Origin of the sequence: Pseudoduganella violacea (genome assembly GCF_014191875.1) — a bacterium.
GTDB lineage: Bacteria > Pseudomonadota > Gammaproteobacteria > Burkholderiales > Burkholderiaceae_D > Rugamonas > Rugamonas violacea_A.
The window spans coordinates 30804-55015 of sequence record NZ_JACHXD010000001.1; the positions used below are offsets into that span (position 1 = coordinate 30804).

21 protein-coding genes are annotated in these 24212 nt (G+C 60.4%); 9 read left to right on the forward strand and 12 right to left on the reverse strand.

Annotated features, from left to right (window positions below; translation table 11 throughout):
- Positions 1-283: 283 nt before the first annotated feature.
- The gene (locus FHS03_RS00170; RefSeq protein WP_183439030.1) at positions 284-1333 is read left to right on the forward strand and encodes a GGDEF domain-containing protein; all 1050 of its coding nucleotides are present in this window, start codon (positions 284-286) and stop codon (positions 1331-1333) included.
- Here FHS03_RS00170 and FHS03_RS00175 read toward each other — a convergent pair whose 3' ends face one another.
- Positions 1334-2560, reverse strand: coding sequence for an HD-GYP domain-containing protein (locus FHS03_RS00175; protein ID WP_183439032.1), 1227 nt, complete (start codon positions 2558-2560; stop codon positions 1334-1336). It abuts the gene before it with no gap.
- Positions 2561-2659: 99 nt separating this feature from the next.
- Between FHS03_RS00175 and FHS03_RS00180 the strand changes: the two genes are divergently transcribed.
- Positions 2660-3589, forward strand: coding sequence for a LysR substrate-binding domain-containing protein (locus tag FHS03_RS00180; RefSeq protein WP_183439033.1), 930 nt, complete (start codon positions 2660-2662; stop codon positions 3587-3589).
- 13 nt (positions 3590-3602) lie between these two features.
- On the opposite strand, the gene FHS03_RS00185 is transcribed toward FHS03_RS00180, so the two are convergent.
- The 3 genes from FHS03_RS00185 to FHS03_RS00195 all read right to left on the reverse strand — a co-directional run bounded on the left by FHS03_RS00185 (position 3603) and on the right by FHS03_RS00195 (position 5630).
- Positions 3603-4826, reverse strand: coding sequence for a glycosyltransferase (locus tag FHS03_RS00185; RefSeq protein ID WP_183439034.1), 1224 nt, complete (start codon positions 4824-4826; stop codon positions 3603-3605).
- A gap of 105 nt (positions 4827-4931) precedes the next feature.
- On the reverse strand, positions 4932-5345 hold the full coding sequence (locus FHS03_RS00190; RefSeq protein WP_183439035.1) for a type II toxin-antitoxin system PemK/MazF family toxin: 414 nt from the start codon (positions 5343-5345) through the stop codon (positions 4932-4934).
- 3 nt (positions 5346-5348) lie between these two features.
- On the reverse strand, positions 5349-5630 hold the full coding sequence (locus FHS03_RS00195) for a hypothetical protein (protein ID WP_183439036.1): 282 nt from the start codon (positions 5628-5630) through the stop codon (positions 5349-5351).
- Between the two features lie 891 nt (positions 5631-6521).
- Between FHS03_RS00195 and FHS03_RS27875 the strand changes: the two genes are divergently transcribed.
- From FHS03_RS27875 to FHS03_RS00230, 7 genes are all read left to right on the forward strand, one after another.
- On the forward strand, positions 6522-7382 hold the full coding sequence (locus FHS03_RS27875) for a hypothetical protein (protein WP_221207997.1): 861 nt from the start codon (positions 6522-6524) through the stop codon (positions 7380-7382).
- Positions 7383-7601: 219 nt separating this feature from the next.
- Entirely contained in the window at positions 7602-7820 is a 219-nt protein-coding gene (locus FHS03_RS00205) for a hypothetical protein (protein ID WP_183439037.1), read from the forward strand.
- 324 nt (positions 7821-8144) lie between these two features.
- Complete coding sequence (locus FHS03_RS00210; RefSeq protein ID WP_183439038.1) at positions 8145-11708, forward strand: indolepyruvate ferredoxin oxidoreductase family protein; 3564 nt, start codon at positions 8145-8147, stop codon at positions 11706-11708.
- A 118-nt stretch (positions 11709-11826) separates the two neighbouring features.
- On the forward strand, positions 11827-15120 hold the full coding sequence (gene icmF, locus FHS03_RS00215) for a fused isobutyryl-CoA mutase/GTPase IcmF (protein WP_183439039.1): 3294 nt from the start codon (positions 11827-11829) through the stop codon (positions 15118-15120).
- 75 nt (positions 15121-15195) lie between these two features.
- Positions 15196-15438, forward strand: coding sequence for a hypothetical protein (locus FHS03_RS00220; protein WP_183439040.1), 243 nt, complete (start codon positions 15196-15198; stop codon positions 15436-15438).
- Positions 15419-15844, forward strand: a complete 426-nt coding sequence (locus FHS03_RS00225) for a putative toxin-antitoxin system toxin component, PIN family (RefSeq protein WP_183439041.1) — start codon at positions 15419-15421, stop codon at positions 15842-15844. The genes FHS03_RS00220 and FHS03_RS00225 overlap by 20 nt, the downstream gene beginning before the upstream one ends.
- A 75-nt stretch (positions 15845-15919) precedes the next feature.
- The gene (locus tag FHS03_RS00230) at positions 15920-16171 is read left to right on the forward strand and encodes a hypothetical protein (protein ID WP_183439042.1); all 252 of its coding nucleotides are present in this window, start codon (positions 15920-15922) and stop codon (positions 16169-16171) included.
- On the opposite strand, the gene FHS03_RS00235 is transcribed toward FHS03_RS00230, so the two are convergent.
- The 8 genes from FHS03_RS00235 to FHS03_RS00270 are packed head-to-tail and all read right to left on the reverse strand — an operon-like array spanning position 16168 to position 24153.
- The gene (locus FHS03_RS00235; RefSeq protein WP_183439043.1) at positions 16168-17328 is read right to left on the reverse strand and encodes an ATP-binding protein; all 1161 of its coding nucleotides are present in this window, start codon (positions 17326-17328) and stop codon (positions 16168-16170) included. The two genes, FHS03_RS00230 and FHS03_RS00235, sit on opposite strands and share 4 nt — an antisense overlap.
- A 54-nt stretch (positions 17329-17382) precedes the next feature.
- The gene (locus FHS03_RS00240) at positions 17383-17667 is read right to left on the reverse strand and encodes a barstar family protein (protein WP_183439044.1); all 285 of its coding nucleotides are present in this window, start codon (positions 17665-17667) and stop codon (positions 17383-17385) included.
- Positions 17668-17684: 17 nt separating this feature from the next.
- Positions 17685-18002, reverse strand: a complete 318-nt coding sequence (locus FHS03_RS00245) for a hypothetical protein (protein WP_183439045.1) — start codon at positions 18000-18002, stop codon at positions 17685-17687.
- Between the two features lie 9 nt (positions 18003-18011).
- Positions 18012-18830: a hypothetical protein gene (locus tag FHS03_RS00250; protein ID WP_183439046.1), complete on the reverse strand. Its 819-nt coding sequence runs from the start codon at positions 18828-18830 to the stop codon at positions 18012-18014.
- 15 nt (positions 18831-18845) lie between these two features.
- Complete coding sequence (locus FHS03_RS00255) at positions 18846-19856, reverse strand: substrate-binding domain-containing protein (protein WP_183439047.1); 1011 nt, start codon at positions 19854-19856, stop codon at positions 18846-18848.
- A gap of 12 nt (positions 19857-19868) precedes the next feature.
- Positions 19869-21137 carry an MFS transporter gene (locus tag FHS03_RS00260; protein WP_183439048.1) on the reverse strand — a complete coding sequence of 423 codons (1269 nt, stop codon included), beginning with the start codon at positions 21135-21137 and terminating at the stop codon, positions 19869-19871.
- 30 nt (positions 21138-21167) lie between these two features.
- Complete coding sequence (gene pgmB / locus FHS03_RS00265; protein ID WP_183439049.1) at positions 21168-21809, reverse strand: beta-phosphoglucomutase; 642 nt, start codon at positions 21807-21809, stop codon at positions 21168-21170.
- 10 nt (positions 21810-21819) lie between these two features.
- On the reverse strand, positions 21820-24153 hold the full coding sequence (locus FHS03_RS00270) for a glycoside hydrolase family 65 protein (protein ID WP_371871555.1): 2334 nt from the start codon (positions 24151-24153) through the stop codon (positions 21820-21822).
- Between the last annotated feature and the right edge of the window lie 59 nt (positions 24154-24212).

A 24212-nucleotide genomic window follows, 5' to 3' on the forward strand; every position in this document is an offset into this window, starting at 1 on the left:
CTGCAACAACAGTTTCCAGCAAGCTCATTAAAACCGGCCCAAACAGGGGTTTTCCCTGGGAAAACGGACGGAAATGGGGTATAAGCGCCTTCGCGGGCGCCGCTGGAAGCGAAAAAATTTCGTAATTTTTTCACAGCTTAATTGCCTATTATGCAAAAAGCTATTATCCTGATCAGCTGTCCTTCGGAAAGGCCTCGTGCTTTGCGTCACTGTGTGCCTTAATTAACATAAAAACAATAGCCCACTCGCCGCGACGGTACCTGATTATTTTCAGAGAACGAGCATGGATTCCCTACTGAAACACATGGTGGACATGACCGGCCACCGCGATCACACGATGCTCGACATCTCCGTGATCTCGGCGGTACAGGAGCTGGCGCGCGCCTCGCAAACCCGGGTGCTGACGCTGGCCCAGGTGCGTGGCCAGACCTTTGTCCGGGCGCGCGCCAGCATCGAGAGCGGCCGCCCGGCGCGCATGGACGAGTCGCCCGACCCGGCCAGTCCCGGCGAGCCGCTCAGCAACTACCCGGCGCTGGCGCGCTGCATTGCGCGCCACGAGCTGAATGCGGACATGGAAGACGCCGAAGGCCGCCATACCCTGTGGCTGCCGATCTGGCTCGGCGACAAGGCCAGCACCTGCCTGGAAATCGTCCACCCCACGCCCTACACCAGCGAAACCATCCACATCATCGGCGGCATCGTCAGCGTGTACCGCAACTTCCAGAACCTGCTCGACTACAGCGAGCGCGACTCCCTGACCGGCCTGCTCAACCGCAAAACCTTCGACGACCAGCTGGCCAAGATGCAGCAAGCCTCGCACGCTGAACCGGACGGTCTGACCCTGCCGCCGGGCGAGCCGGAACGGCGCCACCACTGCGAGGCGGAGCGGCAATGGCTGGCGGTGGTCGACGTCGACCACTTCAAGCATGTGAACGACCGCTTCGGCCATTTGTACGGCGACGAGGTGCTGATCCTGATCGCCAACCTGCTGCAATCGTCCTTCCGCGCCCAGGACCGCGTGTTCCGCTTCGGCGGCGAAGAATTCGTGGTGCTGCTGCGCTCGACCACGCTGGACAATGCGCGCCGCATCATCGACCGCTTCCGCATGAATGTGGAGCAGCACGATTTCCCGCAGGTGGGCAAGGTCACGGTCAGCGTGGGCTTCGTCAGCATCAGCAGCTACGAGGCGCCGGTGGTGGTGCTGGGCCGCGCCGACCAGGCGCTGTACTACGCCAAGAGCCACGGCCGCAATATGTCCTGCCACTACGATGAGCTGGTGAGCGGCGGCCTGCTGCACGCCATCGAATCGAACGATACGGCCGAATTCTTCTGATCAGGCCTCGGCCAGGGTCAGGAAACGCATCGGGTCCACATTCCATTTGGCCGGCAGCTCGTGGCCGACGATCTTGTCGCCGCCGCCGAAGCCCAGGCCGCGCGACAGGTCCACGGTTTCCGGCTTGATGTAGATGTTCGACTTGGTGTTGAAGAAGACGTTGACCTTGGGCGCCAGCAGATTGGTTTCGTGCGGCTCCACCACCACGCCCAGACGGCCCGACTCCAGCAGCACCAGGGTGCCGACCGGATAGATGCCGACGCAGCGCATGAATTCCTGCACATACTGCGGGTTGAAGTGGAACTTGCTCCACTCATAGATCTTGCGCAGCGCGGCGGCGGCCGGCATGCCCTTGTGGTAGCAGCGGTCGGCCGTGATGGCGTCGTACACATCGACGATGGCCGCCATCTGCGCCAGCTCGCTGATGCCGTCGCCCGCCTGCTGCGAAGGATAGCCGGTGCCGTCGCGCCGCTCGTGGTGGTGCAGGGTGATGTCGAGCGGGATGGGGCCGATGCCGGGCGATTTGCGCAGGATGTCGTAGCCGTCCTGCGGATGCTTGCGGATGACGTCGAACTCCTCCTCGGTCAGGCGGCCCGGCTTGTTCAGAATGGCGTCCGGCACCAAGGCCTTGCCGGCGTCGTGTAGCAGGCCGCCCAGGCCCGCCTCGCGCGTGATCTCCTCGTCCATGCCGCGCGAATTGCAGAAGGCCACCAGCAGCGCGCACACGCTGACCGAATGCAGGAAGGTGTAGTCGTCCTTGGTTTTGATGCGCAGCAGGCCAAGCAGGGCGCCCGGATTGCGCAGGATCGATTCGGTGATGTTCTGCACCACCGGCTGCACCTGGTCCACTTCCACCGCCTTGCCCAGGCGGACGTCAGCCATCACATTGCGCACCAGGTTCGAGGCCTGGTGGCGGATCTGGGCCGCGCGCTGCAATTCCTCGCCCAAGCCGACCTTGACCACCTTGGCCGGCTTGGCCGCCAGCTGCGTGATTTCGCGCTCGGTCGCCTCTTGCGCCTCGGCCACGGTGGGGGCCGCCTCCACGTCCAAGCCCTTGGAGGCGTCGATGATAACGTCGTGGATGCCGGCTTTGAGGATCTTGCGGATCTCGTCTTCGCTGGTGATCAGGAAGCGGTTGCGCACGAAGGGGTGGGTCATCCAGTCGCAGCTGAGATCCTGGATATACATGCCGACCTTGAGCTGGGACGAATCAACTTTCTTGAACATACAGATCCTGCAAGGTGGGAGGGCGGAAAGCGTTAGAATGAGTATAACAAAGAGTTTCCTCTAGGGATCACCTTTACCCCGCGCGCTACACTAAGTTACATGGAAATACGCCAACTCCGCTACTTTGTTGCAATTGTCGATCATGGTTCCCTGTCGCGCGCGGCCCTGGTGCTGCATGTGGCCCAGCCGGCGCTGACCCAGCAACTACGCCATCTGGAGGAAGAATTGGGGGTGCAACTGCTGCACCGTTCGGCGCAAGGCGTGCTCAGCACCGATGCCGGCAAAGTGTTTTACGACCATGCCCAGGCGATCCTGAAACAAGTGGCGGATGCGAAACAAGCGGTTACCCATTCGGCCCGTCCCGCGGGCAGCGTCACGCTCGGCCTGCCGCACAGCGTCTCGGGCGCGCTGGCCCTGCCGCTGCTGACGGCGGCCCAGCAGCACTATCCCGACATCACCCTGCAACTGACGGAGGAGTTGACCGGCAATCTGGCCGAGCAGCTCAAATCCGGCCGCGTCAATCTGGCCGTGCTGTTCGACGATGGCCAGCTCACGCCCTTCGCCACCACGCCGCTGGCGGAAGAAGAACTGGCTTATATCTGCCGCGCCGACGGCGAGGACTTCAAGCTGGGCGCCAGCGTGACCCTGGCCCAGGCGCTGGGCACGAAGCTGATCCTGCCCGGCCTGCAGCACGGCGTGCGGCCGCGCATCGAAGCGGTGGCGCGCGCCGCCGGCCTGCATACGGGCGACGTCATCGAAATCAATTCCATCGCCATCCTGAAATCGGCCATCCTGGCCGGCATGGGCGCCACCATCCTGCCGGTGGCGCCGCTGCTGGCCGAGATCGAACGCGGCAGCATGCGCGTCCATTCCATCCACCACCCGCCCATCTCGCGCACGGCGGTGCTGTGCGCCTCGCGCACGATTCCCTTGACGAATGCGGCCAACGCCATCAGCCAATTGGCGCTGCAAGTGGCGCAGGAACTGTGCCGCAGCGGCGCCTGGCCCGGCGCCCGCCTGCTCGGCTGAAGCGGCGCGCCAGCTAAGCGAGGGCGAAACGCTTCTGCTCGGGCAGGCAATGGCGCTGCAAATCGTATCCCTGCACGATGGTGTTGCGCGCCGCTTCGCGCAGATGGCCGAGCGAGGCGCGCCGCTGCAAGGCGTCCGCCACGCTCGCGGCCAGCGCCTGCGGGTCGAAGAAGTCGGTCAGCAGGCCATTCACGCCATGTTCGATCACCTCCTCCACCGGCGCCGTGCGTGAGGCCACGATCAGGCAACCCACGCTCATCGCCTCCATCAGGGACCAGGACAGCACGAAGGGATAGGTGAGATAGCTGTACACCGCCGACACCTGCATCAGCTGGGTGAGCAAGGCATGCGGGACTTTGCCGACGAAATGGATGCGGCGCATATCGAGCCGCGCCGCCACCTCGTCGCGGAAGATCGCTTTCCAGCTCTGCCCCTTGGGTGGCGCGGCGCCATAGCTGACGCCATCGCCGCCCACAATCACGATGCGCGCGTTCGGCCGCAAACGCTGCAGCTCCGGCAAGGCGCGCATGAAGGTGTGATAGCCGCGGTAAGGCTCCAGATGGCGCGCCACGAACGTCACCACCTCGTCGCCCGGCCGCAGCACCAGCCCCGCCTTGGACAGCGTGACGCGGGCCTGGGCATCGGGCCGGAAGCGCTGGCTGTCGATGCCGTCGTGGATGACCGAAATGCGCTGGCGGAACCAGTCTGGATGGCGGTCGCGCTGGAAGCGCGTCGGCGACAGGCCCGCGTCCGCGCTGGCCATCGCATGCAGCAAATGGGTATTGCGCAGCCGCAGGCGCTGGCGGCTCTGCAGGGTGGCTTCGGCGCTGAATTCCGGATCGAAGTGGGAATCGCCGCCCTCGGCGCCGTAATAGTATTCGGCATAGATTAGCAGGCGCGCGCGCGGAAACACGTCCTGGGCGAACAAGCCCTCGCCCCAGCCGGGATGGACGAAGATCACCTCCGGCGTAAAGCCCTGCTCCTTGAGCCGCTGCAGCGACTCCGCCGCCGATTCGCCGCGCAGCAGCTTGCCGTACAAATCGCGCAGCTGCGGCGCTGAGGACGTGCCGCCGGCCCCCGGCGCCAAGTGGTGGCAGACATAGCGCACGCCCGGCAGCGCTTCGCTCTGGGCACGCATGCCGAGGGCGACGACCTCGTGGCCATCGGCCGCCAGGGCCGGCGCCAAATGGCGGAACTGGCCGGGGAAATTCTGGTGGATGAAGAGAAAGCGTGCCATAAAGCTTGCGAAATTGTATTTTGGAAATAATATATCAATTTTGCAAAGCAGCTCCAGCCATCATTATTTCTTATATCCCGGCAGGCCCGCCGTCCTGATGCGAAGTTAAGACTTCTTATTCTTGAGCGCGGCGGCAATCGCCGGCATATAACTGGAATGCAAGATTCCCATCTTGGGTAAGGGAAGATGGGCTTGCGGACCAGGCGCCGGAGCAAACCAGTCGCTATCGAAGGGAAGCGCAAGCAGTACCGCCACGTCAAATTTGGTCCGGTAGGACAGGCCGCTGCTGGAAAATCCGGGATCTGCCGGGTCCAGTACGACCTCGGTCGGATACAAGCGGTCGGTTTTCTGGCTCGTCCCATACACAACCGAAACTTCATGCGTGCCCGGCGACACCCTGGCCACCAACGCCGGCCGCCGCTTAGGGCCGGGCTGGCCCAATACCTGCGGAAAGGCGCACCAGACAATATCCCCCGGCGCAGGCAACGGATGGAAGAGCCGCTTTGGCCGCAGCGCCATGGCTCAGAAAATCCGCTCCGTGAAACTCTCTTCCGGCGTACCGGTGGCCGGACTCTCCCTGCGGATAGCGTCGATTTGGTCTTGGCTTAAAGTCCCGTCGTCTTGCTCGTAAAAGGGCAGGTAGCGCTCCGCCATCTGTTTTAGCGCCAAATGCGCCACTTCTGTTTTGCTCAGGCCCGTGACCGCCATCAGCTTTTCCAGTGTCGCCTGGCTCACGCCGGTCGGCGTATCCTGCTTGCGCAAGCGCAACAGAAATCCGGCTTGCTGCAATTCTGTTTTGTCCATTTTCCACGTCCCCGCATTCGATATATCTAATATATATCAGCCACCCCGGTTTTCAATCAGCCATCATTTTTCCTTATGACGCCCTCCGAGTTTCATATTTGTTTGTACGTAAACTTGACCGAACACTGAACAAGGAGGGCTGCACACGCCATCCACAGCCCGTCCATCTCACGCACCTTGGTGCTGTGCGCCTCGCGCCCCATTTCGCTGGCGAACGCGGCCAGCGCAATTGCCCGCGAGGCCCAGCAAGCCGTCGTCGAGCTATACGAGAGCGTTCCGTCATATTGCCCCAACTCTCACTACTGGAGACCTGAAGGCGTCGCACTCGGAATGAGGACCAATCCGATGTCTTATCAGGAGTCCGCCACATCTGCCACCGCGTACGCAGCCCAAACCGGGCAGCGACTCTTACTTCGACTCTGAATTCTCCAGCGGCCCCATCTTCATACGCGGCAAGACTGAAAAGGCATTTTCCACAATGAGGTTGCAGCAGGATTGGATATACGCCGCATCCATTTTCGTCGGCAAGCTGTGCGGTACTGACCCAGTTGAATCAATGCTCCCTAAACATGATGCGCGTGGATAAGCTAAGTCCGTGTGAGCCGCGGAAAACGCCAGCCTTCTGGGCTGTTCAGCATTAGCAGTTAATCTTCCCTATTAATATGCATGCGAACTGAAAGTGCTGGCATTTTTAAATATTAATCAAGTGACAATTTGATAGTATTTTAGATTTTATGCCGCGTTATATTTAATGCAATCACATCAAGTTAAATGTTAAGGAAGATTTTTAAATTTAACATTTAAACAATCAAACCTTAGCTACTAGGATGGAAAACAAAATTGGATGTGATTTATAACCACATTATAGAAAGTTAAATTCCTATGACAGGCATGAAGAAACTTTTAATTAGCATCTTATGCGCAACAAATATTCTTTTTCTAGAATCTGCTGCAGCAGCTCCCGCTGGAGATATTTCCGTAAAATCTTTTATCCACTTCTCTTGGACAGAGGGCAACACCATCTCTTACTGCGCTGTGAACAGTAGAGGAGAATCCTCCTGTAAGAATGCAGAAATGCCACAGACAGTAAAACATGTTTTGAAAGTCTTGCCCGGTAGTTTTGTATCGATAACCAAACCTAATTGGCTCGTGTTATCGGACAGCAGAGTAAGTCTTTGCGTACTAGCGGATGTTGATGAGATTTTATGCACAAAAGTAATGGAGGGGAGTGAACATCTTGGCTACGACATAACGTATCAAGACGCTTCTTTGCAAATCACCGAACAACCAAGAAATGGCGCCGCCGCCGAGAGAACGTCTAATTTTTCAGCACAATTTTCTAAATCGATGACAACAGCATCACTTCGGCTCTTTAGCGTAATGCGGAATTTTGATGGCAAAATTACAACCCCGTCGCAAGATAGGCCTACTTTAGCTACAAGAAAGGATAAGGTATCCAATAGAGATTTGCATCATACCGATAACACCGACTCATTAAATATACGAGGTGCAATTAAAGACGAACCGCAAACTGACCTGCGTTACGTGGACGATGATGATGACTCCAATGGGGAGTTTGGTGGGTTTGGTGGATTTGGCGGCGGATTTGGCGCAGCTGGTGGCGGAGGTGGTCCGACATGCTCGCCAGTAGGTTGTGTTATCACGATTCCTCCTCCACCACCGATCAACGACCCAACCCCCCCCCTCTTCCGCCTTATTCCCCAGTGTCACTTTGCATACAATTTGGGATAAACTGCGATACGCCAGCCCCAAGTACTCCAAGTACACCGTTGCCAAACTTAGGTGATAGTAGTGTGGGGGAGGCGAAGAGATGCGAAAAGGTCAGAGCAGATTGTCGTGCAGCCTGTAGCGATGCAACGTTGCCAACCCCTCCTGGAAATGATGGTTGGAATTTCTATCGTTGCTTAAACAAGTGCATTGCCAGCGCAGGCTGTCCTTAAAGGGGAAGATATGCAAAAACATATTGCAGTGGAAATCAATAAACTGATGATGGAATTTTCCAAAAAGCTAAATGATTCGCTTATCCTGGTGCAGGATGGCGGCGAACCAGATGATTTTGCGAAATACCGCGAAGAGGTAAGCAAGCTTATGACAATCATGTATCTGGATATCATGAAGCCAATCCATCTTTGCTATCCTGATCTGGAGCCTCAAGGCTTAAAGAATTAGCTTTCCCCAGCGCCCCTCATCTTGCTCTCAAGATAGCGTAGTTCAGCCCAAATTGCGGCGTCATCATCGGTTTGCTATGGACCGATGATGACGCCCTTTTTCTTAAAATCAAACTAAATTCGTCTGATAAATGGCTTGCTCCAATAGTTAGCCATCATTTTTCCTTATACCCCCATCCGAATTCCGTATTTCCGTATACGTAAACTTGGCCGTACACTGAAAAAGGCTGCCCACGCTGCAGCCATCGTGACTAGGAGAGGACGCGCCCACCCGGCGCCGACCCCGCCAGACACACACCGGACCACAACTTTGGAGACAGCCACCATGCCCGATATCTCGGCACCAGGCAGCAACTCGCCTGTACTGAACCCCGTCACCCTCGACGATAAATACACTTCCACTTCCGGCAAGATCTTCCTCTCCGGCATTCAAGCCCTGGTGCGCCTGCCGATGATGCAGCGCGTGCGCGATGCGGCGGCCGGGCTGAATACCGCCGGCTTCATCTCCGGCTACCGCGGCTCGCCGCTGGGCGGCCTGGATGAAACTCTGTGGAAGGCGAAAAAGCATCTGGAAGCGAACCACGTGCAGTTCGTGCCGGGCGTGAACGAGGATCTGGCCGCGACGGCGGTCTGGGGTTCGCAGCAGGTGGACCTGATCGGTCCCGCCAAATACGATGGCGTCTACGCCATGTGGTACGGCAAAGGGCCGGGCGTGGACCGCTGCGGCGACGTCTTCAAACATATGAACCATGCCGGCACCTCGAAGCATGGCGGCATCCTGCTGGTGGCGGGCGACGACCATGGCGCCTACTCCTCCACCCTGCCCCACCAGTCCGACCATATCTTCTCGGCCTGCATGATCCCCCTGCTGTATCCCTGCAATGTGCAGGAATACCTGGATCTGGGCGTGCACGGCTGGGCCATGTCGCGCTTTTCCGGCTGCGCGGTGGCCTTCAAGGCGCTGGCCGACACAGTGGAATCGAGCGCCTCGGTCGATGCCGACCCATTCCGCGTGCAAGTGAAGATTCCCAAGGACTTCCAGATGCCGGAAGGCGGCCTCAATGCCCGCCTGTCCAGCATCCCGCTGGGCCAGCAGGCGCGCAATCAGGAAGCGCTGATGCAGGACTATAAAATCTACGCGGCCCTGGCTTACGCCCGCGAGAACAAATTGAATCACACCACCATCGACAGCAAGGACGCCAAGCTGGGCATCATCGCTTCCGGCAAGTCCTATCTCGACGTGCTGGAAGCGCTGGAAGAACTGGGCATCGACGAGGCGATGGCGGCGAAAGTCGGCCTGCGCCTGTTCAAGGTGGCCATGCCTTGGCCGTTGGAGCCGGACAGCGTGCGCGAATTCGCGCAAGGCCTGGACGAGATCCTGGTGGTGGAGGAAAAACGCCAGATTGTCGAGTACCAGCTCAAGGAGCAGCTGTACAACTGGCGCGACGACGTGCGTCCGCGCGTGATCGGCAAGTTCGATGAAAAAGGCGAGTGGGTGGCGCCGCGCGGCGAATGGCTGCTGACGTCGAAGGCCGACTTCTCGGTGTCGCAAGTGGCGCGCGTGATCGCCAGCCGCGTCAAGCGCTATATCGCCGACACCAATATCCAGGACCAGATCAAGGCCCGCCTGACTTTCCTCGACGCCAAGGACGCGGTGCTGCGGAAGGCTATCGGCACGCCTTTCCGTCCAGCCTTCTATTGCTCCGGCTGCCCGCACAATACCTCGACCAAGGTGCCGGACGGCAGCTTCGCCCTGGCCGGCATCGGCTGCCACGTGATGGCGACCTCGATCTATCCGGAGATGAACAAGCTGACCACCCATATGGGCGGCGAAGGCGCGCCATGGATCGGCCAGGCCGCCTTCTCCAAAGTGCCGCATGTGTTCCAGAACCTGGGCGACGGCACTTACTTCCACTCCGGCTATCTGGCGATCCGCGCCGCCGTGGCGGCGAAAGTGAACATCACCTACAAGATCCTGTACAACGACGCCGTGGCCATGACCGGCGGCCAGCCGGTGGACGGCACCGTCTCCGTGCCGATGATCGCGCAGCAGATGGCGGCCGAAGGCGTGAAGCGCGTGGCCCTGGTGACGGAAGACCTGTCGCGCTATGAAGACCGCTCCGCCCTGCCGGAGCTGGTGACGCTGCACGACCGCAAGGATATGGACGCGGTACAGCGCGAACTGCGCGAACTCGATGGCTGCTCGGTGCTGATCTACGACCAGACCTGCGCCGCAGAGAAGCGCCGCCGCCGCAAGAAAAACGAATTCCCCGATCCGAACAAGCGCATGGTCATCAACGAAGCCGTGTGCGAAGGCTGCGGCGACTGCGGCATCCAGTCCAACTGCGTGTCCATCCTGCCGAAGGAAACGGAATTCGGCCGCAAGCGCACCATCGACCAGTCCTCCTGCAATAAGGACTATTCCTGCGTCAAAGGCTTCTGCCCCAGCTTCGTGACGGTGGAAGGCGGCGCACTGAAGAAATCGAAGACCGGCGTGAGCAAGGACAAGAACAGCGACGATGGCTGGGGCGCGCTGCCGCAGCCGGTGCTGCCGGCCTGCGAGCAACCCTACAACATCCTGATCAACGGCATCGGCGGCACCGGCGTGATTACCGTCGGCGCGCTGATGGGCATGGCCGCCCACCTCGAAGGCAAGGGCGCCTCCGTACTGGACATGACCGGCATGTCGCAGAAAAACGGTTCGGTGACTTCGCATGTGAAAATCGCCGCCTCGCCGGCCCACCTGCGCGCCCAGCGCATCGCCACCGGCGAAGCCGACCTGATTCTGGGCTGCGATATGCTGACCGCCGGCGCCGCCGACGCGGTGTCAAAAATGCGTCCGGGCCGCACCCTGGCCGTAGTCAACCTGCACGAGCAGCCGCCCGGCACCTTCGCCCAGAACGCCGACTGGCAGTATCCGGCGGAAGAAGTGCGCGCCCTGATCAGCGAATCGGTGGGCGCCGCCAGCAACCCGGGCAGCGTGGACTTCATCGACGCCACCAAACTGGCGACGGCGCTGATGGGCGATTCGATCGCCGCCAACCTCTTCATGCTGGGCTATTCCTGGCAGCGCGGCCGCATCCCGCTGAGCGAAGCCTCGCTGCTGCGCGCCATCGAAATGAATGGCGTGGCGGTGGAATCGAACAAGCGCAGCTTCCTGTGGGGCCGCCGCGCCGCCGTCGACCTGAAGCGCGTGGAGAAAGTGGCGACGCCGACCCAGGCCATCGTGGTGCAGATGCCGCAAAGCCTGGACACCATCATCAAGAAGCGCGTGGACTTCCTGACCGGCTACCAGAACGCGGCCTACGCCGCCCAATACGCGGAGCTGGTGGAACAGGTGCGCGCCAAGGAAACGGCCCTGGGCCTGGGCAATAAGCTCACCACCGCCGTGGCCAAGAACCTGTCCAAACTGATGGCCTACAAGGACGAATACGAAGTTGCCCGCCTGTATACCGACGGCCGCTTCGTCGAGCAGATGAAGCAGCAGTTCGAAGGCGACTTCTCGCTCAAGTTCAACCTGGCGCCGCCGATCTTCGCCAAGAAGGATGCGCAAGGCCATCTGGTGAAAGCCGAATACGGTTCGTGGATGTGGAAAGCCTTCCAGCTGCTGGCCAAGTTCAAGGGCCTGCGCGGCGGCGCCCTGGACATCTTCGGCTACACTGAAGAACGCAAGATGGAACGCGCCCTGATCGTGGAATACCGCGAACTGGTCGCCGATCTGCTGGCGCGCCTCGACGCCGGCAACCACGAGCAGGCTGTGGCCCTGGCCGCCCTGCCGGAGAAAATCCGTGGCTTCGGCCATGTGAAGGAAAAAGCCGTCGCTACCTTCCATGAAGAGAAAGCCCGCCTGCTGGCCGACCTCCGCGAAGGCCAGAAACGCGCCGCCTAAGGCCGCGCCCTCCCCCGCTCCGGCACACCGGACGGGGGACGAGTTGCTTGACGTTTACGTTAACGTCATATAATTTAGATCTGATCCCGATCGCGTGACAAGAATTTCAAGGACATCCATGAACGATCTCACCACCGCCAAGAATCTCGCCGTCGAACCTGAGCAGGCGAAACCTGCCAACAAGGTTCGTTTCGTTACCGCCGCTTCGCTGTTCGATGGCCATGACGCTTCGATCAATATCATGCGCCGCATCCTGCAATCGAACGGCGTGGAAGTGGTTCACCTGGGCCATAACCGCTCGGTGGACGATGTGGTGACGGCCGCGCTGGCGGAGGATGTGCAGGGCATCGCCATCTCCAGCTACCAGGGTGGTCACGTCGAATACTTCAAATACATGATCGACCTGCTGCGCCAGCGCGGCGGCGCGCATATCAAGGTGTTCGGCGGCGGCGGCGGCGTGATCGTGCCGTCCGAAATCGCCGACCTGCATGCCTATGGCGTGACGCGCATCTTCAGCCCGGAGGACGGCCAGCGCATGGGCCTCGCCGGCATGATCCAGTGGATGGTGCAGCAGTGCGATATCGACCTGTCGGCCTATTCCCCGACCTCGCTGGCGCCGCTGCAGGAAGGCGAGATCACCGCGCGCCACCGTCCGCTGGCCCAGCTCATCACCGCGCTGGAAAACGACAAGGCTTCCGCGCCGCTGCGCGCCGAGCTGCACAAGGCGGCCGAAGGCTTGAAGATTCCCGCCCTGGGCATTACCGGCACCGGCGGCGCGGGCAAATCCTCGCTGACCGATGAGCTGATCCGCCGCATCCGCCTGGACCAGGGCGACGCGCTGAATATCGCCGTGATTTCGATCGACCCTTCGCGCCGCAAATCGGGCGGCGCGCTGCTGGGGGACCGTATCCGCATGAACGCGATCAACCCGTGGGCCGGCCAGGCGCGCGTCTTCATGCGTTCGCTGGCCACGCGCGAAGCGGGCTCCGAGATTTCGCAGGCGCTGCCGGACGTGATCGCGGCCTGCAAGGTGGCGGGCTTCGATCTGGTGATCGTGGAAACCTCGGGCATCGGCCAGGGCGACGCCGCCATCGTGCCGCATGTGGATGTCAGCATGTATGTGATGACGCCGGAATTCGGCGCCGCCTCGCAGCTGGAAAAAATCGACATGCTCGATTTCGCCGACTTCATCGCGATCAATAAATTCGACCGCAAGGGCGCGCAGGACGCGCTGCGCGACGTCGCCAAGCAGTACCAGCGCAACCGCGAATTGTGGAGCAAGCGTCCGGAGGAAATGCCGGTGTTCGGCACCCAGGCTTCGCGCTTCAACGACGATGGCGTGACGGCCCTGTACCAGGGCTTGCTGCCCAAGCTGGCGCAGTTCGGCCTGTCCACCAAGGCCGGCATCCTGCCGGTGGAGAACGTGCGCTTCAGCAGCGGCAAGAACGTGATCGTGCCGCCGGCGCGCGCGCGCTACCTGGCTGAAATCGCCGACACCGTGCGCGGCTATCACAAGAACACGCACAAGCAGGTCAAGCTGGCGCGCGAACGCCAGCAGCTGCAGGAAGCCAAGCGCATGCTGGAAGACGCGGGCAAGACCGTGGCCGATTTCGACGGCATCATCCTGGAACGCGACCATGCGATGGATGCGGCGTCCAAGAAGCTGCTGGCCATGTGGCCCGATATGCAGGCCGCCTATTCGGGCGACGAGTATGTGGTGAAAATCCGCGACAAGGAAATCCGCACCGGCCTGATTCAGCACACCCTGTCCGGCACCAAGATCCGCAAGGTATCGCTGCCCAAATACGCCGACCACGGCGAGCTGCTGCGCTGGCTGATGCTGGAAAACGTGCCCGGCTCCTTCCCCTTCACCGCCGGCGTATTCGCCTTCAAGCGCGAGGGCGAAGACCCGACCCGCATGTTCGCCGGTGAAGGCGACGCCTTCCGTACCAACCGCCGCTTCAAGCTGGTGTCCGAAGGCCTGGACGCGAAGCGCCTGTCCACCGCCTTCGACTCGGTGACGCTGTACGGCGCCGATCCGGCCCTGCGTCCCGACATTTACGGCAAGGTGGGCAACTCTGGCGTGTCCATCGCCACGCTGGACGATATGAAGGTGCTGTACGACGGCTTCAATCTGTGCAGCCCAAGCACCTCGGTATCGATGACCATCAACGGCCCGGCCCCGACCATTCTCGCCATGTTCATGAACACCGCCATCGACCAGCAGGTCGAGAAGTTCGTGGAAGAGAACAAGCGCCAGCCGACCGAGGACGAAGCGGCGAAGATCAAAGCCTGGGTGCTGCAGAACGTGCGCGGCACAGTGCAGGCCGACATCCTGAAGGAAGACCAGGGCCAGAACACCTGCATCTTCTCCACCGAGTTCTCGCTGAAGGTGATGGGCGATATCCAGGAATACTTCGTCCACAACGAGGTGCGCAATTTCTACTCGGTGTCGATCTCCGGCTACCACATCGCCGAAGCGGGCGCGAATCCGATTTCGCAACTGGCCTTCACACTGTCGAACGGCTTCACCTTCGTGGAAGCGTATCTGGCGCGCGGCATGCACATCGACGATTTCGCGCCGAATCTGTCCTTCTTCTTCTCCAACGGCATGGACCCGGAATACACGGTGCTGGGCCGCGTGGCGCGCCGCATCTGGGCCGTGACCATGAAGGACAAATACGGCGCCAACGACCGCAGCCAGAAGCTCAAGTACCACATCCAGACTTCGGGCCGCTCGCTGCATGCGCAGGAAATCGACTTCAACGATATCCGCACCACGCTGCAGGCGCTGATCGCGATCTACGACAACTGCAACTCCCTGCACACCAACGCCTACGACGAGGCGATCACCACGCCGACCGACGAATCGGTGCGCCGCGCGCTGGCGATCCAGCTCATCATCAACCGCGAGTGGGGTCTGGCGAAGAACGAGAATCCGAACCAGGGTTCCTTCATCATCGAAGAGCTGACCGATATGGTGGAAGAAGCCGTGCTGCAGGAGTTCGAGCGCATCGCCGAGCGTGGCGGCGTGCTGGGCGCCATGGAAACCGGCTACCAGCGCGGCAAGATCCAGGAAGAGTCGCTGCTGTATGAGCACAAGAAGCACGACGGCTCCCTGCCCATCATCGGCGTCAACACCTTCCGCAACCCGAAAGGCAGCGAAGCCCCGGCAACCATCGAACTGGCGCGCTCCACCGACGACGAGAAGCAATCGCAGCTCACCCGTCTGGAGGAGTTCCACACCCGCCATGCCGATGCCGCCCCCGCCGCCCTGGCCGCGCTGCAGAAAGCCGCCATCGACAACGAAAACGTGTTCGCCAAGCTGATGGACGCGGCCCGCGTCTGCTCCCTGGGCCAGATCACGACCGCCCTGTTCGAAGTCGGCGGCCAGTATCGCCGCAATATGTAATCCCACCGGGAGGCGCGTCCGCGCCTCCCTTTTCCCTCAAGTGCTACACTGAATCCGATAGATACGGAGGCAGTCATGGCAAGCTTTCAACTCACCCTTCCCGACGATCTCGCCGAACAAGCGGCCGAATTCGGTCTACTCGATCCCTCAGCTATCGCCGACCTTCTGCGCGCCGAAATCCGGCGACAGATCATGCACAAAATCTCCGCCGGGATTGCAAGTCTGGAGTCATCTGACGAGGTGCCGATGAGCGAAGAGGATGTCCAAGCCGAAGTACGCGTTGTGCGGGATACACAGCGTGTACCGGCTCGTGCTTGATACCAATGTAATAATTTCCGCACTCTTGTGGCGTGGCACGCCCAATCAATTACTGACCACAGCAGCAAGTGGTCTTGACGTCTTATACACCTGCCAGGAGATACTTTCTGAACTCAGGACAGTTTTACAGCGGGCCAAATTCACATCCAGATTGCGTAGCTATGGCAGTACTCCAGATCAGCTGACAAGTTATTTCGCCTTGTTGGCAAATCAGGTGCAATTGACGCTCCCCATTCCTTCGATTACCGGCGATCCTGCGGACGATATGGTACTGGCCTGTGGTGTTGCCGCCAGCGCCGATTTTATCGTTACGGGGGATACTGGCTTACTCAATATCTCCTGTTATCGCGGCATCCCGGTTGCCTCTCCGCGCATGGCTTTGAAAAAAATCGAGCAGCATCCGTAAGCTAGCGGTATATCAAAACAACTCGGCGATCACACTTTTACACTAGTCACTCTTATTCACAATGGAGGGACCGAGATGGCAACGATACAGATTTCCCTGCCGCGTGAGCTGGCGGAAGAGGCGGCGACGCTGGGTTTGTTGAAATCGCAAGTACTGGCCGAGCTGCTGCGCGATGAGATCCGGCGGCGCACCTTCAGCGAGCTGTTTGCGCAGGCCGATCCAAGTCTGAGGCTGAGCGAGCCGCCAGCCGACGAGGCTCAACATCCCGACCGCCGCAGCAACCGCAGTCCGCGCAATATGCATCGCCCGCCCAAATCCTGCTGCTAAACGCCATCCTCGCCGGACAGAAATTCCGGCGCTGCCAGCAGCCATTCGGCCAGCTGGTGGTCTTCGATTTCATACACGCCGCGCGCCGCCTGGTAAATGATCTGCTCCGTCAGCAGGCGCTCCACGGCCACCTGCACCTGGCGCGCCGTTAAAGGCTCGCCTTCGATGCCGACCGCCTGCGCCAGTTGTCGCCGCGTCTCTTCGATGTACAGCGGCTGGCGCGCGACGATGGCACGGATTACGCCGCGGTCCAGCGGACGCATTTCCATCAGCCGTTCCGCATAGCCGGATGCTTCGCGCGAGTCGGCCAGCACACGCTGGGCCACGCCGAGAATATCGGTGCCGCCCATCTTCATCAGGCGCTCGACCGCATCATGGAACAGGCCCGGCGTATGGCTCAGCGCGTCGAAGGCCGCGTTGGCCTGGGCCGGGTCCAGCGTCCGTCCGGTGGCTTGCTGAAAAGAGGCCGACATGAATTCGACAAAGCCGCTGTCGAGATCGGGGAAGTCGGTGCTTTGGCTGAACTGGAACAGCGGCGCCTTGATCTGGCTGAACATCAGCTGCAGGCGGTTACGCGAGGAGCCGGTGAACACCGTCTTCACGCTGCGCTTGCGCACATCAAGCGTGGTGCGCAAGGCCGCCACCAGTTCGGTGAATTCGGGCTTGGCCAGATGCTGGATTTCGTCGAAGGCAATCAGCACCTTGCCTTTGGACTCCGCCACCACCGCATCGATCAATTCGGGAAGCCGCTGCAACTGCGCCTGGCTGGCGTCGCCCTTGGCGTGGAATTCGGCTTCGGCCTTGAGCTTGCCCACCGGCCCCAGGTCCAGTTCCAGATTGGCTTTCTTGAAAGGCTTGAGCAGCTTGTTTTGCAGCTTGGCGCCGAAGGTCTTGGGCTTGGCCGCCTGCGACAGCGCGAGCAGCAGCGCCGCCAGCGGGTCGCTGCGGTTCTGCCACATGCTGCAGTAGACAGTCAGATAGCCTTGGGCTTCGGCGGCCGGGAACAAATCCTCCAGCAGGAATTCGGTCTTGCCCTTGCGGCGCGGCGCGAACAGCACCAGCGAGGAAATCAGGCCGGCGCGCAAAGTCTCCAGATAGGCATCGGCCAGCGCCTTGCGCGGATAGTGCCAGCGGATCTCTTCAGCGTGATTTACCATGAATTACCATCAGGGAATGTAATTACAATACCCTATTGTAATTCAATGTAAAAGCTAGTCGAACACGATTGAAACACCGGAATCGTCTCTTACCTCGCGGGCAATGCGTTGCAGCCCGTTGAAGAATTGCGCTGTTTGTTTCTGCAGATTGCCGGTGTTGCAGACCCTGATCCGGCATTCGCCCGGCCAGCCTGGACCGCCGCCCGAAACAGCATCCCAGAAAGCGCTCAGATTCCGGCCAAAAACCTGCGCGCCATCAGGGCGGATGGTTTCAAGGTAGAGCCGCCAGAAATCGCCCTCCGAACTGATTTTCGAGCAGTCGAGCAGATAGGTCTTCATTGGCGTCCTAGGCGGCATTACATCGGGAGAGAAAAAGGGGTGCCCGATTTTTGCGGACACCATCCTTGAGCGAGAGCATGGCGGATGATTGCGGCGACCTGCCCCGGCTTCACGCTCAAGTAATTATCCGAAGATTCTATATGTGGGAAGTCCAGCCAATAGTCGCGGCTACGCAGCCCTTCCACCTTGAGGATTGAAGCATCACCGCTCTCGATTTGAATGATCAGGTTCAGCGTGAAGTGCCCGTCATCGCTGGCTCCGGACTTTGAAATCACGTAGCGGTAGCGGACTTCATCCACTTCGATAGCGCGGCTCTTTTTCCTTGGGAAGCTCATTTCGAGAACCTATTCATGGCACTCCCGCAAAACGTCGGCGAAGACTTCATCGGCCAACGCGCCCAGCGTCGGCAGCACATCTTGAAGCCAGATGGCACCATGCCGATCGGGCGAAGCATATGGTTCTTGATCCTTCAGCAGATACGTCCCCACCTCAATCACTGAGGCGGAATCTTCAATGCCGCAAGCAATGATGGCCTCAATCGGCGCGCGCAAAAGCTCCCGCGTCAAGTGAGGGCGCAGCAGGCATGCCGGCGCGATGATACAAAAAATCTGCTGGACGGCGCAAAAAGCATTGGTCGGCCAGTACGTTTTTTCAATCTGCTCGAGCAACTCCTGGTCGCTCACCGTGCCGGGATTCAATCGCGCTTGTTCGTACAGCGCAAATAGTGGCGCAGCCCTCGCGACGTCAGCAATGCAGGACAGAGGTCCAGGGAACTGCAGCGTTGCCTCCTGGAGCGGGACGCTAAAGCGAAAAACAGCGCCCGCCGTTGACAATACCCGCACCCAGCCACCCTCGGCTTCTATCCGATCGAAGGGATTGGACTGCTCCGAAACAAATGTCCAGATCGGCTCGTGATTTTGCAGCGACTCCAAAACAACGACGCCGATTGAGCCGTGTTCCAAAGCCTCGCCGCACTTCACCATGTACTGCCCACCGGACAACTCCTTCTGCGCCAGGATCGCGACATTGAGCCAATCATCGGACTCTTGTCCCGCATGAACTCGGACCATTCCGCTGTCCTGTACTGCGTATAACTCGCCGTTGGCGCACACGAGGCCATTGAAGCTGCGCACTTCCTGGTTTTCCCACTTTGTAGCGATCACTTTGATGATCCTTGCTCAGTGTGGACAGGAACCGGCCGTGGCACCGGCCAGAAGCACCGGCTGCCACAGCTCCTGCAAGGACTCGGCGGGCGCGCCTTCGATCAGGGACAGCAGCATCTGGCTCATGCGCGCGCCGGCGCGGCGGGCATCCGGCTGGTCGATGGTGGTGACGTCGAGGCCGACCAGGGTATCGGCCACGCTGCCCCAGACAATGACCGACATCTCCTTGCCAATCTCGATGCCCGCATCCATCAGCGCGCGCACGGCGCCGACGCCGGACAGGTGATTATCCACCACCACCGCTGTCGGACGGTCGGTGCATTCGAGCAGCTGCTGCATGGCCTGGTAGCCGCTGCGGCGGTCGATGGTGTCGCCGATCATCCAGCGCGGATCGGCGCGCAGTCCCGCCTCCGCCATCATGGCGAGGAAGCTTTCCTTGCGCTGGCAGGCGAAGTTCATTTGCAGCGGGGCGCTGAGCAAGCCGATGCGCTGGTGGCCGAGGCTCAGCAAGCGTCCCAGCGCCAGGCGGATGCCTGATTCGTTATCGTAGTCGAACCAGGCGTAAGGCGTATCAAGCCGCGTGCGGCCATGGGCGACAAAGGGGAAGCCCGCCTTGCACAGATAGGCGATGCGCTCGTCATGCACCATGGTGCGGCTGACCACCAGGCCGTCGACGCGCTTGCCGCGCACCATCTGCTCGTAGGACGGCAGCTCGTTCGCCTGCGAAACCGGGGCGATGATGAGGTTCATGCGCGCCGCTTCCAGCGCTTCAGACATGCCGCCCACGACATCGAGGAACATGGAATCGCCCAGGTCCGCCGGCAACAGGGGATAGATTATGCCGAGCACATTGCTGCGGCCCACGGCGAGGCTGCGCGCCATGGGGTTCGCTTCGTATCCGGCTTCGCGCGCCGCCTCCAGCACGCGCTGGCGGGTCTTGTCATTTACTTCGGGATAACCGTTGAGGGCGCGGCTTACCGTTGTCTTCGACATGCCAAGAAGATTGGCAAGGCTCTTTAAATTCATCGTACAAACGGTTCAGTGCTGTCCCGAAATTATAGCCGAGGCATCATAGCCATCAGAACCACCGTCGACCGCCTTTTTGAAGAAATACAACATAATCAGCACGATCGAGATCGGCACCAGGGTCAAATAGAAAGCAAAGTGGCCGCTGAAGTTACCGAACACATAGCCGGTAATCAGCGAGCCGGTGGTGCCGCCCAGCGCCGAGAAAATCACCAGCAGGCCAGTCATGGCGGAATGCTGATTCTTCGGCAGAGAGCTGAGCATCACCGAATTAATGCCCGGATATATGGGGGCCATGAACAGCCCTATCAAGGGGAAAAGAAAAGCGGCGATGGGCGCGCGCGACCAGCTGATGTCCGGATCGAGCACCACATTGTGCGTCAGGGGCAGCGCCAGCAGCACCATGGCGCCCATGCCCAGCACGCAGGCATTCATCACGGGATACCAGTTCAGGCGGCGCATCAGCACCCCGGCCGACAATCGTCCCACCGCCAGGCAGGCGGCAAAGATGCTGGTCACTTGCACGCTCATGGCAGTGGGCAGTTTCAGGATCTCGTTATTGAAGGTGGGCAGCCAGGTGCCGACGCTCTGCTCCACCAGCACGTACAGGAAGGCGGTGATGACGAAGATGCAGACTAGGGGCTTGAAGAACAGCTTGAGCATCTCGGCAAAGTCCTGCGCCAGGCTGCGGTCTTCCGGCAGGGCCGCCAGGTGCTCGTCGAAGGGCGTGGCGAGCAGCAGCATGAAGGTCGCCGCGCACAGCCCGGCCAGCAGCCAATACACTTGCAGCCAGCTTTGCGATTGCGGATTGGCGGAGTCGATGAAGTAGCCGAATACCCAGTAGGCACTGAGCACGCCGATCATGAAGAAGCCTTCCAGCGTATTCATGATGCCCGCGTGCTGCTTGCGGTCCACCGAGATCAGCCCGATGGTGGAATACACCGATACCTTGACCAGTGCGAAAGCCACGCCGACGCAGAGGAAAAGCATCTTGGTGGTGAGGAAGCCAGGCAGCAGCGGCATGGCGCTGCTGGCCGCCGTGACGATGGCCAGCCCGGCCAGCATGGCGTTCTTGTAGCCGAAGCGCGGCAGGAAGGACGCCACGAGGAAGGACACAATCGCAATGGGCAGATCCTTGAAGCCTTCCAGCACGCTGGCACCGGACTTGCTGACGCCATAGTTGTTGATGACTTGAAGGATGACCGTGCCCACGCTATTGAGCAGGATGGCGAATACGAAGTAAATCAGGAACAGGATGAACAGAATGCGCTGCTTCTTCATGGTGTCTCCGTGCTTCTTGTCGTTGTGCGTTTAGTATGAAGCCAGATCGAATTGCGCCAGGCCGGGAATCACGGCGTCGGCCTGTTCCAGCGTTTGCGGGTCGCCTATGCCCAGCGCCCACATGCCGGCCGACTTGATCGCGGCCACGCCGGCCACCGCGTCTTCCACTCCCAGGCATTCGGCGGGCGGCACGTCCAGCTCGCGCGCCGCCTTCAGGAAGATTTCGGGATCGGGCTTGCCCTTGGCGATGGTGGCGGCATCGACCACGTAATCGAATTTTCCGCGTATGCCCAGGCGGTCCAGCACGGTGAAGGCGTTACGGCTCACGGATGCCAGACCAATTTTCAGGCCGGCGGTGCGGCAAGTGTCGAGCGCCCGCACCGCGCCGGGCAGCAGGTCGCCGGGCGACATGGTGACGATCAGCTCCTTATAGTGCTCGTTTTTCTCGTCGGCCAGCGCCAGCTTTTCTTCCTGGCTGTAGCTGCGCTGGGACGAAGCCAGGATCAGCTCCAATGATCCCATGCGGTCGATGCCTTTCAGGTGCTCGTTGAAGGCTTCGTCGAAATGCACGCCCTGGGTTTCGGCCAGGCGCTTCCAGGCTAGGTAGTGGTAGCGCGCGGTATCGGTAATCACGCCATCGAGATCGAAGATCACGGCTTTGAATCGGCTCATGCTGCTCTCCTTAATGATTCGCCAGGCGCAGCGGCGCGTCTTGCACCAACTGTACGCGCTTGCCGCAATGGGTCAATTCCAGCGTTTCGCCTTTCAACAGGCGGTATTCGGTCTGCTCTCCTTCCACCCGCACCTGCAACAGGCAGCCATGCAGTTGGATGCGGAACTGGTAGTGCTGCCATTGCGCCGGCAGTTTGGGCGCGAAGCGCGCTTCGCCATCGATGACGCGCATGCCGGCGAAACCATAGGCCACGCCCATCCACGTTCCGGCCATGGCGGCCGTGTGCACGCCGTAGTGGGTGTTGCCGTGCGTGTTGTCCAGGTCGAGGCGCGCCGTCTCCATGAAGTAGTCGTATGCCTTGTCGGCATAACCCACTTCGGAGGCGATGATGCTGTAGATGCAGGAGGACAGCGAAGAGTCGTGGGTCGTCACCGCCTCGTAGTAGTCGAAGTCGCGCTTCTTGTCTTCCGCCGTGAACTGGTCGCTCAACAGCAGCAGGGCCAGCACCACATCGGCTTGTTTGCAAACCTGGTGGCGGTAGATCACCATCGGGTGGTAGTTCAGCAGCAGCGGATAGTTTTCCTTCGGCGTGTTGGCGAAGTCCCACACTTTCTTGGAGAGGAAGCTGTCGTCCTGCTCGTGGATTTGCAGGCGCTGGTCGTAAGGCAGAAGCATCAGGTCGGCGGCGCGGCACCATTCTTCCGGCTCCTCCGCTTCCAGTTCCATGGCGGCGGCGATGCGCGCATAGTCTTGCGGATACTGGTTCTGCAGGCGTTCGGCGATGGCGGCGGCGTAGTGCAGATGCATGCGCGCCATAGCGTTGGTGTAGTAGTTGTTATTGACCAGGGCCGTGTACTCGTCCGGTCCCGTCACCTGGTTGATGACGAAAGCACCGTCGCGGTTATAGCTGCCGATGCCGAGCCAGATGCGCGCGGTGTCCATCACGATCTCGGCACCGCTTTGCAGCAGGTAGGTGGTATCGCCAGTGGCCTCCATATACATCTTGATCGAATAGGCGATATCGGCGTTGATATGGTACTGGGCCGAACCGGCCGGGAAGTAGGCCGAGCACTCCTCGCCGGCGATGGTGCGCCAGGGATAGAGCGCCCCCTTGGCATGCGACATCTGGCGCGCGCGTTCGCGGGCAAAGGGCAAGCCTGCCTGGCGGTAGTCGAGCAGCTTGCGAGCGATCTCCGGTTTGTTATACAGGAAGAAGGGGAAGATGTAGATTTCCGTGTCCCAGAAATAATGGCCTTCATAGCCCTCTCCGGTCAGGCCTTTGGCCGAGATATTCGTCTTGCCGTCGCGGCCCACCGATTGCAGCAGGTGGAACTGGTTGAAGCGTATGCCTTGCTGGAGCGCGTCGTCGCCCGCGATTTCGACGTCGGCCTGCTGCCAGAAATCGGCCAGGTAGGCCTCCTGGCGCTGGGCCAGTGCGGAGAAACCTTGCGCCTGCGCGATGGACAGCGCCTCTTTGCTGAGGCCAAGCAGCTGATCTTCGGCATAGTCGCGCGAAGAGTAATACACGCCGTATTTATGGAAGCGCACGGTCTGGCCTTGCTGCGCCGCCACTGCATAGCTTTGCTCCAGGCGCAAGCCATTGCGCGCGAACCGCAACTCATGCGGGCCTTCCATGCCGGAGAGTTCAGCGCTGACCAGCTTGAAGCCGCTGTTATGCGTGCGCTGTACCAGGGCCGAGAAATGCGCCCACTGCTGCGCGTCTTCCATTTCCAGGCTGGGACCGGAAACGGCCGAACCCACGCGCGGATCGTCGCCCGCTTCCAGATTCTTGACCACGCCGTCGAGGGCCGACACCAGCCACACGCGGCCCGAAAAATTCAGCGGCGTCACTTCATAACTGATGGCGAAGAGATGCTTGTTGTCGAAGCAGACGATGCGGCGGCTGGTGATCGCCACCCGGCGGCCCTGCGGCGAGGTCCATTCCAGCTTGCGCAGCAGCTGGCCGGTGCGGAAATCCAGGATGCGTTCGTAACTGTCGAGGGAGCCTGCCATGAAATCGAAGCATTCGTCCTCGATCCACAGCGCGATGCCTTTCAGGTTCGGCACATTTAGCATGAACTGGTTGGTGCGCGCCAGGCCGTAGGCATTCTCTGGATACTGGATCGGCTCCGACTCGTAAAAGCCATTGAGGAAGTTGCCCTCGCGCGAGGTGCCGACCGGGCCGCCATAGCCTTCCTCATGGGTGCCGCGCAGGCCGATATAGCCGTTGCCAAGCGCGAAAAGCGTCTCGTCCAGGAAATTCGACCCCGTATCGAAGCTGGTTTCGCGGATGCACCAGGGGTCGAGAGGGAAAGTGTGTTGCAAAGTGTCGGCCGGAAGCACGATGTCGTCCTTTTTTCGCGTTTTTATAGATTCAAACCGGTTTGGATTTTAGAAAAACG

Excerpts from the sequence above, each read along its gene's own strand:
- FHS03_RS00170 (WP_183439030.1), top strand. The coding sequence starts at position 284 with ATGGATTCCCTACTGAAACACATGGTGGACATGACCGGCCACCGCGAT.
- FHS03_RS00175 (WP_183439032.1), bottom strand. The coding sequence starts at position 2,560 with ATGTTCAAGAAAGTTGATTCGTCCCAGCTCAAGGTCGGCATGTATATC.
- FHS03_RS00180 (WP_183439033.1), top strand. The coding sequence starts at position 2,660 with ATGGAAATACGCCAACTCCGCTACTTTGTTGCAATTGTCGATCATGGT.
- FHS03_RS00185 (WP_183439034.1), bottom strand. The coding sequence starts at position 4,826 with ATGGCACGCTTTCTCTTCATCCACCAGAATTTCCCCGGCCAGTTCCGC.
- FHS03_RS00190 (WP_183439035.1), bottom strand. The coding sequence starts at position 5,345 with ATGGCGCTGCGGCCAAAGCGGCTCTTCCATCCGTTGCCTGCGCCGGGG.
- FHS03_RS00195 (WP_183439036.1), bottom strand. The coding sequence starts at position 5,630 with ATGGACAAAACAGAATTGCAGCAAGCCGGATTTCTGTTGCGCTTGCGC.
- FHS03_RS27875 (WP_221207997.1), top strand. The coding sequence starts at position 6,522 with ATGAAGAAACTTTTAATTAGCATCTTATGCGCAACAAATATTCTTTTT.
- FHS03_RS00205 (WP_183439037.1), top strand. The coding sequence starts at position 7,602 with ATGCAAAAACATATTGCAGTGGAAATCAATAAACTGATGATGGAATTT.
- FHS03_RS00210 (WP_183439038.1), top strand. The coding sequence starts at position 8,145 with ATGCCCGATATCTCGGCACCAGGCAGCAACTCGCCTGTACTGAACCCC.
- icmF (WP_183439039.1), top strand. The coding sequence starts at position 11,827 with ATGAACGATCTCACCACCGCCAAGAATCTCGCCGTCGAACCTGAGCAG.
- FHS03_RS00220 (WP_183439040.1), top strand. The coding sequence starts at position 15,196 with ATGGCAAGCTTTCAACTCACCCTTCCCGACGATCTCGCCGAACAAGCG.
- FHS03_RS00230 (WP_183439042.1), top strand. The coding sequence starts at position 15,920 with ATGGCAACGATACAGATTTCCCTGCCGCGTGAGCTGGCGGAAGAGGCG.
- FHS03_RS00235 (WP_183439043.1), bottom strand. The coding sequence starts at position 17,328 with ATGGTAAATCACGCTGAAGAGATCCGCTGGCACTATCCGCGCAAGGCG.
- FHS03_RS00240 (WP_183439044.1), bottom strand. The coding sequence starts at position 17,667 with ATGAAGACCTATCTGCTCGACTGCTCGAAAATCAGTTCGGAGGGCGAT.
- FHS03_RS00245 (WP_183439045.1), bottom strand. The coding sequence starts at position 18,002 with ATGAGCTTCCCAAGGAAAAAGAGCCGCGCTATCGAAGTGGATGAAGTC.
- FHS03_RS00255 (WP_183439047.1), bottom strand. The coding sequence starts at position 19,856 with ATGAATTTAAAGAGCCTTGCCAATCTTCTTGGCATGTCGAAGACAACG.
- FHS03_RS00260 (WP_183439048.1), bottom strand. The coding sequence starts at position 21,137 with ATGAAGAAGCAGCGCATTCTGTTCATCCTGTTCCTGATTTACTTCGTA.
- pgmB (WP_183439049.1), bottom strand. The coding sequence starts at position 21,809 with ATGAGCCGATTCAAAGCCGTGATCTTCGATCTCGATGGCGTGATTACC.